11 protein-coding genes and 1 tRNA gene are annotated in these 14950 nt (G+C 58.2%); 5 read left to right on the top strand and 7 right to left on the bottom strand.

Annotated features, from left to right (window positions below; all coding sequences use genetic code 11):
• The first annotated feature begins 8 nt into the window (after positions 1–8).
• Together BFV67_RS07815 and BFV67_RS07810 are read left to right on the top strand one after the other, a co-directional pair.
• The gene (locus BFV67_RS07815) at positions 9–686 is read left to right on the top strand and encodes an isochorismatase family protein (RefSeq protein WP_008503510.1); all 678 of its coding nucleotides are present in this window, start codon (positions 9–11) and stop codon (positions 684–686) included.
• Between the two features lie 147 nt (positions 687–833).
• Positions 834–921 (top strand) — tRNA-Ser (locus BFV67_RS07810).
• Positions 922–1142: 221 nt separating this feature from the next.
• Here BFV67_RS07810 and phoH read toward each other — a convergent pair.
• The 4 genes from phoH to efeU all read right to left on the bottom strand — a co-directional run bounded on the left by phoH (position 1143) and on the right by efeU (position 5721).
• Positions 1143–1931, bottom strand: coding sequence for a phosphate starvation-inducible protein PhoH (gene phoH, locus BFV67_RS07805; protein WP_008503509.1), 789 nt, complete (start codon positions 1929–1931; stop codon positions 1143–1145).
• A gap of 499 nt (positions 1932–2430) precedes the next feature.
• Positions 2431–3714, bottom strand: a complete 1284-nt coding sequence (gene efeB, locus BFV67_RS07800; protein WP_032651282.1) for an iron uptake transporter deferrochelatase/peroxidase subunit — start codon at positions 3712–3714, stop codon at positions 2431–2433.
• Positions 3715–3719: 5 nt separating this feature from the next.
• Positions 3720–4847: an iron uptake system protein EfeO gene (gene efeO / locus BFV67_RS07795; RefSeq protein WP_021240800.1), complete on the bottom strand. Its 1128-nt coding sequence runs from the start codon at positions 4845–4847 to the stop codon at positions 3720–3722.
• A gap of 40 nt (positions 4848–4887) precedes the next feature.
• Positions 4888–5721 (bottom strand): iron uptake transporter permease EfeU, encoded by an 834-nt coding sequence (efeU, locus tag BFV67_RS07790; protein ID WP_069598110.1) that lies wholly within the window; start codon positions 5719–5721, stop codon positions 4888–4890.
• A 251-nt stretch (positions 5722–5972) separates the two neighbouring features.
• Here efeU and BFV67_RS07785 point away from each other — a divergent pair, with 251 nt between their 5' ends.
• A complete protein-coding gene (locus tag BFV67_RS07785; RefSeq protein ID WP_021240801.1) occupies positions 5973–7157 on the top strand; it encodes a NupC/NupG family nucleoside CNT transporter in 1185 nt (394 codons plus the stop codon).
• 70 nt (positions 7158–7227) lie between these two features.
• On the opposite strand, the gene BFV67_RS07780 is transcribed toward BFV67_RS07785, so the two are convergent.
• The gene (locus BFV67_RS07780) at positions 7228–7647 is read right to left on the bottom strand and encodes a DUF3574 domain-containing protein (RefSeq protein WP_032651277.1); all 420 of its coding nucleotides are present in this window, start codon (positions 7645–7647) and stop codon (positions 7228–7230) included.
• Positions 7648–7763: 116 nt separating this feature from the next.
• The gene (putP, locus tag BFV67_RS07775; RefSeq protein WP_008499815.1) at positions 7764–9272 is read right to left on the bottom strand and encodes a sodium/proline symporter PutP; all 1509 of its coding nucleotides are present in this window, start codon (positions 9270–9272) and stop codon (positions 7764–7766) included.
• 423 nt (positions 9273–9695) lie between these two features.
• Between putP and putA the strand changes: the two genes are divergently transcribed.
• A complete protein-coding gene (gene putA / locus BFV67_RS07770) occupies positions 9696–13658 on the top strand; it encodes a trifunctional transcriptional regulator/proline dehydrogenase/L-glutamate gamma-semialdehyde dehydrogenase (RefSeq protein WP_023292814.1) in 3963 nt (1320 codons plus the stop codon).
• A 101-nt stretch (positions 13659–13759) separates the two neighbouring features.
• Complete coding sequence (locus BFV67_RS07765) at positions 13760–14155, top strand: lysozyme inhibitor LprI family protein (protein WP_008499817.1); 396 nt, start codon at positions 13760–13762, stop codon at positions 14153–14155.
• On the opposite strand, the gene rutR is transcribed toward BFV67_RS07765, so the two are convergent.
• A complete protein-coding gene (gene rutR, locus BFV67_RS07760; protein ID WP_025912986.1) occupies positions 14152–14790 on the bottom strand; it encodes an HTH-type transcriptional regulator RutR in 639 nt (212 codons plus the stop codon). The two genes, BFV67_RS07765 and rutR, sit on opposite strands and share 4 nt — an antisense overlap.
• Positions 14791–14950 lie beyond the last annotated feature (160 nt).

Raw genomic sequence — 14950 nt, 5'->3', positions numbered from 1 at the left:
AGAAGAACATGTCTACACCTGCGAATTTTAATGGAACCCGTCCGGTCATCGATGTGAACGATGCTGTGATGCTCCTTATCGATCACCAGAGCGGTCTGTTCCAGACCGTTGGTGATATGCCAATGCCGGAACTGCGTGCCCGTGCGGCAGCGCTGGCAAAAATCGCTACCCTGGCGAAGATCCCGGTGATCACCACCGCATCCGTCCCGCAAGGGCCGAACGGACCGCTTATCCCGGAGATCCACGCCAACGCGCCGCATGCGCAATATGTTGCCCGCAAAGGCGAGATCAACGCCTGGGATAACCCGGAATTCGTGGCGGCGGTAAAAGCCACCGGGCGTAAGACGTTGATCATTGCGGGTACCATTACCAGCGTCTGCATGGCCTTCCCGTCGATCAGCGCGGTTGCGGACGGGTATAAGGTGTTTGCGGTGATTGATGCCTCCGGCACCTACAGCAAAATGGCGCAGGAGATCACGCTGGCGCGCGTTGTACAGGCCGGTGTGGTCCCGATGGATACGGCGGCGGTGGCCTCTGAGATCCAGCGTACCTGGAACCGTGAAGATGCAGCGGAGTGGGCGGAAGTGTACACCCACATCTTCCCGGCTTATCAGTTGCTGATCGAAAGCTACAGCAAAGCGCAGGAAGTGGTTAAAAACAGCGAAGTGCTCGATTCACAGCGTTAATCCCCTGCTCCGCGGCGTAAAAACCGTGGAGCTGATTATTGCTTAACCGAACAGGCACTAAAGCTGAAAATCTGCTTGACCGTGTCAGCGCAACTCCCTATAGTAACGCCCCGTTGCCCCCCACGCGGTCAGGCAGCAAAACAATATGGTGAGGTGTCCGAGTGGCTGAAGGAGCACGCCTGGAAAGTGTGTATACGGCAACGTATCGGGGGTTCGAATCCCCCCCTCACCGCCATATTCAAGATGAGAGCTCGTACGAAAGTACGGGCTTTTTTCTTTTATATTCTCCGAAAGGGGGGATTCGAACCTTGAAACTCCCTGCGCTCTTTATGCCTGGTGGCGCTGCGCTTACCAGGCCTACGGGTATTGTAGGTCGGGTAAGCGCAGCGCCACCCGACAACATGCCTGCACACAAAACAAAGCCCGGTTTCCCGGGCCTTGAACGCAACTGCACACTCAGTAATACGCTTGTAGCGTGCGCTGGCAGAGCGCCGAGCGCACGCAGTCATCTTTGGTGAAGCGTACCACCCCAATCATCTCATCTTCCTCAAAACGTGACATGGCGTCGCTCAGTCCGGATTTCACGCCGGACGGCAGGTCACACTGGGTAATATCGCCGTTAACGATAACCGTCACGTTCTCCCCGAGGCGCGTTAAAAACATCTTCATTTGCGCAGCGGTCACGTTCTGAGCCTCGTCAAGAATGACGACCGCATTTTCAAATGTACGTCCGCGCATATAGGCGAACGGCGCGATTTCCACCTTGCCAATCTCTGGCCGCAGGCAGTACTGCATGAAGGATGCACCCAGCCGCTTCACCAGCACGTCATAGACGGGCCTGAAGTACGGGGCAAACTTCTCCGAAATGTCACCGGGCAAGAAGCCGAGATCTTCATCAGCCTGCAGTACCGGACGGGTAACAATGATTCTTTCCACGTCCTTATGGATCAGCGCTTCCGCCGCTTTGGCTGCACTGATCCAGGTTTTCCCGCATCCGGCTTCACCGGTTGCAAAGATGAGCTGTTTACTCTCGATAGCATTCAGGTAGTGCGCCTGAGCCTCATTGCGCGCCACAATTGGAGAATTATCACGGCTGTCACGGGCCATGCCAATTGCTTCTACGCCACTCATCTGCACAAGCGAGGTGACCGATTCTTCTTCACGCTGTTTATGGCTACGTGAATCCCGTCTCAGCACACGTTTTGCTTCGCGACGAGCTTTGATCACTGCTTTTTGTCTTCCCATGGATAGCACCTTGAGTTGTTGGTATTCATCACACGCGCCAGCGTCGGCACGATTATGCGCACGAACATCAGAGGGTTGGCTTCCTTGTAAGCCATTGCTTGCACTATCGGATGACGATACGGAACAGCTACGCGCACCGTTCTGCACGTCGGTCGAATCAGATTCTTGAGGGAGGGGGGAAAATTTAGTGGTGAGGAAATCGCTGCCGGAGTCTGAGCCTCCGCGCCGGGTGCTGCGGTTGTTATGTTTACCTTGTCCAGTACAGGACGCAACCATTCGCGATCTCCATAGTGATTCAGTATCACTGCCGGGAACTACCGCTGTCTTATCTTAAGTACATCAGGAGTTATCATAAATGCAACATTTATTTTACCTGAATGCAACTTTTAGGACTGTCCCTACAGTTGAAATCAGTCTCATATAGAAATATTACAGAAATATAACAGCAGGATAGTCATATGAAAAAATAATGTCCCGCGAACGGTTGCGGGGACAATTATCAGGCTTCAATAAGACCCTGCGCGAGATACGCGTTGCTGTCGCGCACGCCTGGCAGGGCAAAGAAATAGCCGCCGCCGATAGGTTTAATGTACTCTTCCAGCGCTTCGCCGTTTAAGCGCTTCTGTACCGTCAGGAACCCCTTCTCGAGATCGTGCTGATAGCAGACGAACAGCAGCCCCATATCGAGCTGACCGGAATTGGTCACGCCGAGCGAATAGCTGTATCCCCGACGCATCATCAGACTGGACTGCGTCTCTTTGGTACGCGGATTGGCCAGACGAATATGGCTGTCCAGCGCAATCACGTCGCCATTCGGATCGCGGGCGTAGTCAGGCACATCATGCTCGTTCTTCATGCCGAGCGGCGCCCCGCTTTGCTTATCGCGACCGAAGATCGTCTGCTGCTCTTTGAGCGGCGTGCGGTCCCAGAACTCCACGTGGAACTGAATAATGCGCACCGCCTGATAGCTACCGCCCACCGCCCATGCCGGTTCGCCCTGATCGGCAGTGACCCACACCACCTCCTTCATGAGCGCACTATCATGGCTGTCCGGGTTGGCCGTGCCGTCCTTGAAGCCCAGCAGGTTCACCGGTGTCTCTTTCCCTTTGCTGCGGGCGGCGTGGTCAGAGATAAACCCTTCCCGCTTCCAGCGCACGCTCAGCAGATCCGGCGTGTGCTTAATGATGTCGCGCAGGGCGTGGATTACCGTGTCCTGCGTATTGGCGCAAATCTGCAGAAGCAGATCGCCGTGGCAGAGGGCGGCGTCCAGGGAATCATTCGGGAAGCGCGTCATTTTTTGCAGCGCCTTCGGCTTCTGTTTTGCCAGCCCGTAGCGCGCGTCAAACAGCGATTCACCCAGCGAAACGGTAATGGTCAGGTTATCCGGGGCGATGAAAGGCCCCAGAATGCCGGAGTCCATTGGCGGAAGACGCGGGTTCGGCGTATCGGGCGCCGGTCCACCGGCGGTAAGAAACGCGATGCGCGTCGTCAGCAGGCGGAACAGGCGTTCCAGATCGGCTTTATCGCTGGCCAGCGAATCAAAGGCCACCAGCATCATCGACGCCTGCTGCGGCGTCAGAATGCCCGCCTGATGCTCGCCATAAAACGGCTGCGTCTCCATGCGGGCGTTGGGTGACAGCGTGCCGGGCGCGCTTTGCGGTTTCGCCGCGTGCGCCACCGGACACCCGCCAGCCAGAGCAAGCGCGCCCCCGAGCGCCCCCACCCCTTTTAACAACCGACGACGGGAAGGCTCTGCCACGTCACTCTCGTTGTGCTTATCCATCGTGCTTAGTCCAGACCCAGTACGCCACGCAGCAGGGAGAGATCTTCCGCCAGGGCGGTAATCGGGCCTTTCAGCGCGTTACGGTCGGCATCGGTCAGCTTGTCGTAGGTTTCAAAGCCGTCTTTGGTACGGTACTTCGCCAGAATGGTGTCGACCTTTTTGAAGTTGGCGTCCACTTTGGCCAGCAGCTCGCCGTTCTCTTTCTGCAGCTGAGGACGCAGCAGGTTAACAATTTTCTGCGCGCCGTCGACGTTTGCCTGGAAGTCCCACAGGTCGGTATGGCTGTAGCGATCTTCTTCGCCGCTGATTTTGCTCGCGGCCACTTCTTCAATCAGACCGGCCGCGCCGCCCACCACTTTAGACGGCGGGAAGGCCAGCTCGCTGATGCGCTTTTGCAGCTCCAGCACATCGCTGTTCAGCTGCTCAGCGTATTTCTCCATCCCTTTGGTGGTGTTGTCGCCAAACAGGGCTTTCTCCAGACGGTGGAAACCGGTGAATTTCGGATCGGCGGCCTTCTGCTCGAAATCATCTTCACGGGCATCGATGCTGCCATCAAGGTCAGAGAACAGCTCGGCGATCGGCTCGATGCGCTCGTAGTGCTGACGGGTTGGCGCATAGAGGGATTTCGCTTTTTCGATATCCCCGGCCTTCACCGCATCGGTAAAGGCTTTGGTTGCCGTCGCCAGCTCCGCCGTCTCTTTCGTGACGTACGCCTTATACGCGGTAATTGCATCGCCCAGGCTCAGCACCGCAGCGCCTTTCGCCGCATCGGCCGTCGCTTCACCTTTGACGATGAGCTTCCCTTTCGGGTTGGTCAGCAGGCCGCAGGTCATCTCATACTCGCCCGGCTGCAGGTTGGCGGTCATCTTCTGGCTAAAGCCAGGGGCGATATTTTCACGCTCTTCCACCACCAGAACGCCTTTCAGGATCTCCCACTCCAGCGCCTTCTGGCTGTGGTTCTGAATAATAAACTGGGTTTTACCGCTGTTCACCGTGAGGGTCATCGGCTCACACTGCTTGTCGTTGACGGTGACCTTAACCTGTGGAACATCCGCGCCCCAGGCGGAGAAAGCAGAAGCGAACAGCGCGGCAATGCCTGCGCATAACGCACTACGACGGAACTGAATTGCCATGACTCTTCCCTTTAAAAGTATGTTGTCACTAAATCAAAAATTACGGCGCAACGCGCGACGCCTGCGTGCCGGTACGCGGCGGCATTGCGAACAGCACCAGCGCCGGAACCAGATAAATAAAGTACATCGCCACTTCGCTGACGCTCGGCGTTTCCTGATAGCCGAAGATACCTTCGAGCAGGGTGCCGGTCAGAGAGTGCGTGGAGAGAACGTTGCTGAGGTCAAACGCCACGTCCTGGAAATGGTTCCACAGGCCCGCTTCATGGAAGGCGCGAATCGCCCCCGCCGCCAGACCCGCGGCCACCAGCAGAATAAACAGGCTGGTCCAGTTGAAGAAGGCGCCCAGGTTCAGGCGGATACCGCCCCAGTACAGCAGGAAACCGAGCACCACGGCCGTGGCGAGGCCCAGCACGGCCCCCAGCGGCGGCCAGATCCCCACATCCTGCTGAAACGCCGCCAGCAGGAAGAAAACAGACTCCAGCCCTTCACGCGCGACGGCGAAAAAGACCATCATAATGAGCGCCCAGCCGTGGTTGTTCCCCTTCTGCAGCGCGTTATCCACCGCCTGCTCCAGCTGCACCTTCACGTTACGCGAGACTTTACGCATCCAGAACACCATCCAGGTGAGGATCACCACCGCAATCACGGCGACGATACCTTCAAACAGCTCCTGCTCTTTCTGCGGGAACTCGCCGGTGGTTTCGTTAATGAGAATGCCCAGGCCCAGGCAGAGCGCCGCGGCAAGGAATACCCCGACCCACATGACGCCAATCCAGCGCCCGCGCTGGGTTCGCTTCAGATAACTGGCGATGAGGCTCACGATAAGGGCGGCTTCGAGCCCTTCACGTAACATAATGAGAAATGGAACAAACATGCCGACACCTTAAATGTTTATCGCGGTCAACTGATGCAAAGAAAGGTAAATTCTTGTGATAGTGATTATCATTACGACGGAAAGAAAAACAAGCGAAATGTGCGGTGTTTTGATGACGAGTTGTAAACGCAAAGCCTGATAATAGTGACGTACGTAACGTTCAGGTTTATAAGTTATAACGAAAATGCCCATTTACGCTGATTCAGGGCTGTGGCTAAATATCCGCCTCACAACCTAACTGAAAATAAACCATGTTTAAAATTGTCCATTTCCTGCTGGCGCTGGTGATTATTCTTGCGCTCGCCTGGCTTACGAGTTTTGACCGCCGGAAAATTCGGGTTCGTTTTGTTTTACAGCTGATTGTTATTGAAATTGCGCTGGCGTTCTTTTTCCTGCACGCCGAAAGCGGGTTATTCCTGATTAAATACGTCTCAGGATTTTTTGAGTCACTGCTCAAATTTGCTGGCGAAGGCACCAATTTCGTCTTTGGCGGTATGGGTGAAAAAGGGCTGGCGTTCATTTTCCTCGGCGTGCTTTGTCCGATTATTTTTATTTCCGCGCTGATCGGTATTCTTCAGCACTGGCGGATCCTGCCAATTTTTATTCGGGTAATCGGTACGCTGCTGTCAAAACTGAACGGTATGGGCAAGCTGGAATCCTTTAACGCGGTGAGCTCGCTGATCCTCGGCCAGTCGGAAAACTTCATTGCCTACAAAGGCGTGCTGGGCGATCTCTCCTCGCGTCGTCTGTTCACCATGGCGGCCACGGCCATGTCGACAGTCTCCCTGTCGATTGTCGGGGCGTATATGACCATGCTCGACGCCAAATATGTCGTCGCAGCGCTGATTCTCAACATGTTCAGCACCTTTATTATCCTCTCGGTCATCAACCCGGCGCGCCCGGAAGCGGAACCGGATGTTAAGCTTGAAAAACTGCATGAATCCCAGAGCTTCTTCGAGATGCTCGGCGAGTATATTCTGGCCGGTTTTAAAGTGGCGATGATTATTCTGGCGATGCTGATCGGTTTTATCGCGCTTATTAGCGCCGTTAATGCCCTCTTCTCCAGCGTATTTGGCATGAGCTTCCAGCAGATCCTGGGCTATGTATTTTATCCCCTGGCGTGGCTGGTAGGGATTCCGCTGAGCGATGCCTTAAACGCGGGCAGCATTATGGCGACCAAGCTTGTGGCGAATGAATTTGTGGCGATGATTGAGCTGCAGAAAATAGCCCACCAGATGTCCCCGCGCGGGCTGGGGATTTTATCCGTCTTCCTCGTCTCGTTCGCGAACTTTGCCTCCATCGGCATCGTGGCCGGGGCGATTAAGGGCCTGAACGAGCAGCAGGGTAACGTGGTATCGCGTTTCGGGCTGCGTCTGGTGTACGGCGCGACGCTGGTGAGTTTGCTGTCGGCGAGCTTTGCGGGGTTGGTGCTCTGATGCAATGCCGGGTGGCGCGCAGCGATCCCGGTCTACAAAACAACAACGGCGGGAATTCCCGCCGTTTTCATTAAAACTGCACGCACACCGGCTGATCGACACGCATCACCGACTCCTGCGCGAAGCGGGACTTATAAATCCCGCGTAACGCTTCGATGTTCTTCTCGCTCTGCGCATCTTTACCGTGGATCAGCATCAGCGCCTTGCTCGGCTCGCGCGCCACTTTTCCGTCGTTCCCCAGCCACTGCCCGCGGGCATCAAACACCGTTAAGCCATCGCGAAAGCGCGGCGTCACGTCCTGGTCAACAAACTGCTGCCACTCGTTGCTGGTAATCTGCGCCCCGGCAGGACGGTTTAAGCCGAAATAGAGCGTGGTTTGCTGCATCTGGCTATCCGCTTTGCAGGTCTCCACCGCCGCGTGTTGCGATGGCGCGCTGCAGCCCGCCAGCATCAATAATGCCGCCGCCATTAACCCTGTTTTGATTGTCATGCTTCGCTATCCTCATTGTTATAAGCACAGGGATATCACAGGAAAAGACGGATTTTGGCAAGAAAAAAGCCGGGTGCGCTTGCGCTTACCCGGCCTACGGTTTTCCGTGGGAAAAATTATTCCGGCTGCAGCTTAGACGGCGGCGCGGAGTGGTAATGCGCGTCGGCTTCCGCAAAGCGTTTCTGCATGGAGGCAGACGGTGCTTTACCCAGCAGGCTGAAGACCACGATACCGATGCTGCCGAAGATGAAGCCAGGAATGATTTCGTACAGGCCCAGCCAGGCGAACTGTTTCCAGACGATAACGGTCACCGCACCGATAATCATCCCCGCCAGCGCGCCGTTACGGGTCATACGGGACCACATGACGGAGAACAGGACGACCGGACCAAACGCCGCACCGAAGCCCGCCCACGCGTAGCTCACGAGACCCAGCACGCGGTTTTCCGGGTTGGCCGCCAGCGCAATCGCCACCAGCGCCACCAGCAGCACCATAAAGCGCCCTACCCACACCAGCTCTTTCTGGCTCGCGTTTTTACGCAGGAAGGCTTTGTAGAGGTCTTCGGTGATCGCACTGGAGCAGACCAGCAGCTGGCAGCTCAGGGTGGACATCACCGCCGCCAGGATCGCAGAGAGCAGAATACCGGCAATCCACGGGTTAAACAGAATCTGCGCCAGTTCGATGAACACGCGCTCGGCGTTCTGGTTCACCGCGCCCGCCTGCGCCGGGTTGTTATTAAAGTAGGCGATACCGAAGAAACCGACCGCACACGCGCCCGCCAGACACAAAATCATCCACGTCATGCTGATGCGACGCGCATGAACGATGGTGTGATGAGAATCCGCCGCCATAAAGCGCGCCAGAATGTGCGGCTGACCGAAGTAGCCCAGACCCCAGCCCATCAGGGAGACGATGGCGACAAAGTTCAGCCCTTTCAGCATGTCGACGTTTTCAATGCTCTTCTGCTTGATCACTTCCAGCGATTCGCCAAAGCCGCCAACGGTGAAAATCACAATCACCGGAGTCAGGATCAGGGCAAAGATCATCAGACTTGCCTGCACGGTGTCGGTCCAGCTTACCGCCAGGAACCCGCCCACGAAGGTATAGAGGATGGTCGCCGCCGCACCGGCCCACAGGGCGGTTTCGTAGCTCATGCCGAAGGTGCTTTCGAACAGGCGCGCGCCCGCCACGATGCCGGAGGCACAGTAGATGGTAAAGAACAGGAGGATAACCACGGCAGAGATAATGCGCAGAATGCGGCTGTTATCTTCAAAGCGTCCGGTGAAGTAGTCCGGCAGCGTCAGGGCATTATTGTTAGCCTCGGTATGCACGCGCAGACGGCCCGCCACCAGCTTCCAGTTGATCCACGCGCCCACGGTCAGACCGATGGCGATCCAGCTTTCCGAGATACCGGAGATAAAAATCGCACCCGGCAGACCCATCAGCAGCCATCCGCTCATGTCCGATGCGCCCGCGGAGAGTGCGGTCACCATCGGGCCTAAACTGCGTCCGCCCAGAATGTAGTCGTCAAAGTTTTTCGTGGAACGCCACGCCAAAAACCCTATCAGGATCATGCCAAAAATATAAACGAGAAATGTCACCAGCATCGGTGTGCTAATTGCCATTCAAATTCTCCAAAAGTGTCGAGCGACAACCATCCGGGTTGCCTTGTTATATGATCACCGGAACGAGGTGACGGTATCTTGTGTTTCGGTTGGGCGCGCTATCCTGCCGTATGCGCCCTCCGCTGACAAACGATTTAACACTGCATTTACATCAATTTCATCCCCGGCTTGATACGAGTTTCCTATAGGTTGCACTCGCTCACGCTTTTACGGGTTGCACCTTTGAAAAGTGTTAACTCCCGCATAAAACCAGGCTTTCCGCGACAAAGCCAGCACGTTTTTCCAGCTAACCATTCGTTAACAATCCATTCATTTTCTGGGTTGCAAACCAGGTCACATTTAACACGGTTGCACAAAGTTGCAACATGGTGGATATTTCACGCTAACGACCAAACACGATGAAAGCACAACAGGAGCTTTGGCATGGGTATGACCACCATGGGGGTTAAGCTGGATGACGCGACCCGCGAACGGATTAAGACCGCAGCAACCCGCATTGATCGCACGCCGCACTGGTTAATTAAGCAGGCGATTTTTAACTATCTCGAAAGACTCGAGAGCGACGAGGGCCTGCCGGAGCTGCCTGCCCTGCTCGCCGGTGCCGCCAATGAAAGCGAAGACGCGCCAGCCGCTGGCGATGAAAGCCATCAGCCGTTCCTCGAATTCGCCGAGCAGATCCTCCCGCAGTCCGTCAGCCGCGCCGCCATCACCGGTGCGTACCGTCGCGCCGAAACCGACGCCGTACCGATGCTGCTGGAGCAGGCCCGTCTGCCGGAAGCTATTGCCGCACAGGCGCACAGCCTGGCGTACCAGTTGGCTGACAAACTGCGTAACCAGAAAACCGCCACCGGCCGCGCCGGGATGGTTCAGGGTCTGCTGCAGGAGTTTTCCCTCTCCTCACAGGAAGGCGTGGCGCTGATGTGCCTGGCGGAAGCGCTGCTGCGTATTCCGGATAAAGCCACCCGCGACGCGCTGATCCGCGACAAGATCAGTAACGGCAACTGGCATTCGCACATTGGCCGCAGCCCGTCGCTGTTCGTCAACGCCGCGACCTGGGGCCTGCTGTTCACCGGCAAACTGGTCTCGACCCATAACGAAGCCAACCTGTCCCGCTCCCTGAACCGCATCATCGGCAAGAGCGGCGAGCCGCTGATCCGCAAGGGCGTGGACATGGCGATGCGTCTGATGGGCGAGCAGTTCGTCACCGGGGAAACCATTGCCGAAGCGCTGGCGAACGCCCGCAAGCTGGAAGATAAAGGTTTCCGCTACTCCTACGACATGCTGGGCGAAGCGGCGCTGACCGCCGCCGACGCGCAGGCCTACATGGTTTCTTACCAGCAGGCGATCCACGCCATCGGTAAAGCGTCCAACGGTCGCGGTATTTATGAAGGCCCGGGCATCTCCATTAAGCTCTCCGCCCTGCACCCGCGCTACAGCCGCGCGCAGTACGATCGGGTAATGGAAGAGCTCTACCCGCGCCTGAAGTCCCTGACCCTGCTGGCGCGCCAGTATGATATCGGCATCAACATCGACGCCGAAGAGGCCGACCGTCTGGAGATCTCCCTCGATCTGCTGGAAAAACTGTGCTTCGAGCCGGAGCTGGCGGGCTGGAACGGCATTGGCTTCGTGATCCAGGCCTACCAGAAGCGCTGCCCGTTCGTCATTGATTACCTGATTGACCTGGCCAGCCGCAGCCGCCGTCGCCTGATGATCCGCCTGGTGAAAGGGGCCTACTGGGACAGCGAAATCAAACGCGCCCAGATGGAAGGGCTGGAAGGCTATCCGGTCTACACCCGCAAGGTCTATACCGACGTCTCTTACCTCGCCTGCGCGAAAAAACTGCTCGGCGTGCCGAACCTGATTTATCCGCAGTTCGCCACCCACAACGCCCACACCCTGGCGGCCATTTACAGCCTGGCCGGGCAGAACTACTACCCGGGCCAGTACGAGTTCCAGTGCCTGCACGGCATGGGTGAACCGCTGTACGAGCAGGTGACCGGTAAAGTAGCGGACGGCAAGCTGAACCGCCCGTGCCGCATTTACGCCCCGGTGGGTACCCACGAAACCCTGCTGGCGTACCTGGTGCGTCGCCTGCTGGAAAACGGCGCGAACACCTCCTTCGTTAACCGCATCGCCGACACCACGCTGCCACTCGACGAGCTGGTCGCCGATCCGGTGCAGGCCGTTGAGAAGATGGCGGCGCAGGAAGGCCAGATTGGCCTGCCGCATCCGAAGATTGCCCTGCCGCGCGAGCTGTACGGCAAGGGTCGCGTCAACTCGGCGGGGCTGGATCTCGCCAACGAACACCGTCTGGCGTCCCTCTCCTCTGCCCTGCTCAACAGCGCGCTGCAGAAGTGGCAGGCGAAACCGATGCTGGAGCAGCCCGTTGCTGACGGCGACATGCAGCCGGTCATCAACCCGGCGGAGCCAAAAGATATCGTCGGCTACGTGCGTGAAGCCACCGAAGCGGAGGTGGATCAGGCGCTGGACAGCGCGGTGAATAACGCCCCTATCTGGTTCGCCACCCCGCCGCAGGAGCGTGCCGCCATTCTGGAACGCGCGGCGGTGCTGATGGAAGACCAGATGCAGTCGCTCATCGGCATTCTGGTGCGCGAAGCGGGTAAAACCTTCAGCAACGCCATCGCCGAAGTGCGCGAGGCGGTCGACTTCCTGCACTACTACGCCGGTCAGGTGCGCGATGATTTCGACAACGAAACCCACCGTCCGCTCGGCCCGGTCGTCTGTATCAGCCCGTGGAACTTCCCGCTGGCGATCTTCACCGGCCAGATTGCCGCCGCCCTGGCCGCCGGCAACAGCGTGCTGGCAAAACCGGCAGAGCAGACCCCGCTGATTGCCGCGCAGGGCATCAACATTCTTCTGGAAGCCGGCGTACCGGCGGGCGTGGTCCAGCTGCTGCCGGGCCGCGGTGAAACCGTGGGCGCCAAACTGACCTCCGATAACCGCGTGCGCGGCGTGATGTTTACTGGTTCGACCGAAGTGGCCTCGCTGCTGCAGCGCAATATTGCCACCCGTCTGGATGCGCAGGGTCGTCCTACGCCGCTCATCGCGGAAACCGGCGGCATGAACGCCATGATCGTCGACTCCTCTGCCCTCACCGAGCAGGTGGTGGTTGACGTGCTGGCCTCCGCCTTCGACAGCGCCGGTCAGCGCTGCTCCGCCCTGCGCGTGCTGTGCCTGCAGGATGACGTGGCGGACCACACCCTTAAAATGCTGCGCGGCGCGATGGCCGAATGCCGCATGGGCAACCCGGGCCGTCTCACCACCGACATCGGGCCGGTGATCGATGCGGAAGCCAAAGCCAATATTGAAAACCACATTCAGGCCATGCGCGCGAAAGGCCGTCCGGTGTTCCAGGCGGTGCGAGACAACAGCGAAGACGCCCGCGAGTGGCGTTCCGGCACCTTTGTGCCGCCTACGCTTATCGAGCTGGCGAGCTTCGACGAGCTGAAAAAAGAGGTCTTCGGTCCGGTGCTGCACGTGGTGCGCTACAACCGTAACAACCTCAACGAGCTGGTTGAGCAGATCAACGCCTCCGGCTATGGCCTGACGCTCGGCGTGCATACCCGTATCGACGAGACCATCGCGCAGGTGACCGGCAGCGCCAAAGTAGGCAACCTGTACGTCAACCGCAACATGGTTGGCGCGGTCGTGGGCGTGCAGCCGTTCGGCGGTGAAGGCCTCTCCGGCACCGGTCCGAAAGCGGGCGGTCCGCTCTACCTGTACCGTCTGCTGGCGAACCGTCCTGAGAACGCGCTGGGCGTTACCCTGGCGCGTCAGGATGCGGAGTATCCGGTGGATGCGCAGCTGAAAACCGTGCTGACCCAGCCGCTGGACGCGCTGATTAAGTGGGCTGATAATCGTCCAGAGCTGCGTGCGATTGCGCAGCAGTATGGCGAGCTGGCACAGGCCGGTACGCAGCGTCTGCTGCCGGGGCCGACCGGCGAGCGCAATACCTGGACGCTGATGCCGCGCGAGCGCGTTCTGTGCGTGGCGGATAACGAGCAGGACGCGCTGGTACAGCTGGCCGCCGCGATGGCCACCGGGTGTGAAGTGCTGTGGCCGGACGATGCGCTGCATCGCGACCTGGCCAAACAGCTGCCGAAAGCGGTCTCGGCCCGCATTCACTTCGCGAAAGCCGATGCGCTGCTGACGCAGCCGTTTGATGCCGTGATTTATCACGGTGATTCTGACCAGCTGCGCGAGCTGTGCGAGCAGGTTGCGGCCCGCAGCGGGGCGATTGTTTCGGTGCAGGGCTTCGCGCGCGGGGAGACCAACCTGCTGCTGGAGCGTCTGTACGTGGAGCGCTCGCTCAGCGTCAACACCGCGGCAGCGGGCGGTAACGCCAGCCTGATGACCATCGGTTAATCGTGTAAACTCTCCCCGGTGGCGCTACGCTTACCGGGGCTACAAAACAACCGTAGGCCGGATAAGCGCAGCGCATCCGGCTTTTTTACACGGAGGGGATGATGAAAAGAGTATTTCTCGCAGGCGCAGCGCTGCTGCTGAGCGCCAGCGCGCTGGCCGACGAGTGCGACAAAGCGACCACCCAGGTTGAACTGAATACCTGCAGCGCGCAGCAGTATCAGGCTGCCGACAAAAAGCTCAACCAGACCTATCAGGCCGCCGTCAAGCGTGCGGAAGCCCCTCAGCGCGAGCTGCTGAAAAAGGCGCAGCAGGCCTGGATTGCCCTGCGCGACGCGGACTGTGCGTTTATCGGTTCGGGGACGGAAGGCGGCAGCGTTCAGCCGATGATCGTGAATCAGTGCCTGGCGGAGAAAACCGTGGAGCGCGAGGCGTTTCTGGCCTCGCTGATGCAGTGTGAAGAGGGCGACTTAAGCTGCCCTCTCCCACCGGGGAACTAGCGCAAGCGGATCCCTTCGATAATCATCCGCTGCACGTTTTCCAGGGTGCTGTGGAAAAACGCTTCGTCCTGGAGCGTTTTTCCGGTCACCGCCTCGACCTGGGCCGCAAAGTCAGCGTAATGCTGGGTGGAGGCCCAAATCATAAAGATCAGATGATGCGGATCTACCGGGGCCAACTTTCCGCTGGCCACCCATCCGGCGATAATGGCCGACTTATCGTCCACCAGCTGCTTTAAATCTCCGGTCAGCTCCGCCTGCAACAGCGGCGCGCCCTGCAGCATCTCAAGGCAGAACAGCCGTGATGCCTGCGGGTAATCGCGCGACACCTCCAGCTTCAGGCGAATGTACTCCCTGATCGCCACCAGCGGGGCCAGCTCCTCGCGGAACGCTTTCAGCGGCGCCAGCCAGATATCGAGGATCTGCTGCATCACCGCGACATAGAGCGCCTCTTTCGACGGGTAATAGTAGAGCAGATTGGTTTTGGATACCCCGGACTGCTCCGCCACCTGCTCCAGGCGCGTGCCGTGAATGCCAAACTGCGAAAAGGTCTCCAGCGCCGCGCTGAGGATCGCCTGCTTCTTGGCGCTCACCGCCTGCGAACGTTTACCTGGTGTTTTCACTGCGCCTTGTGTCATTCCCGCTCTCCTTATTCTGCGTTGCCCTCAGCATAGCAAAACCCCCGTCTCGCCACGACATCCTGCACCCCGATCGCGCATGAATGCCTGTTTTCTGTGCAATGTTTTTGACCAGTTAGTCCACATTTAATCACATCAAACCACCAACCTCTGATTAACA

Origin of the sequence: Enterobacter roggenkampii, from assembly GCF_001729805.1 — a bacterium.
GTDB lineage: Bacteria > Pseudomonadota > Gammaproteobacteria > Enterobacterales > Enterobacteriaceae > Enterobacter > Enterobacter roggenkampii.
The sequence above is the reverse complement of the archived record's forward strand: the minus strand, read 5'-3'. Positions and strand labels throughout refer to the sequence as shown.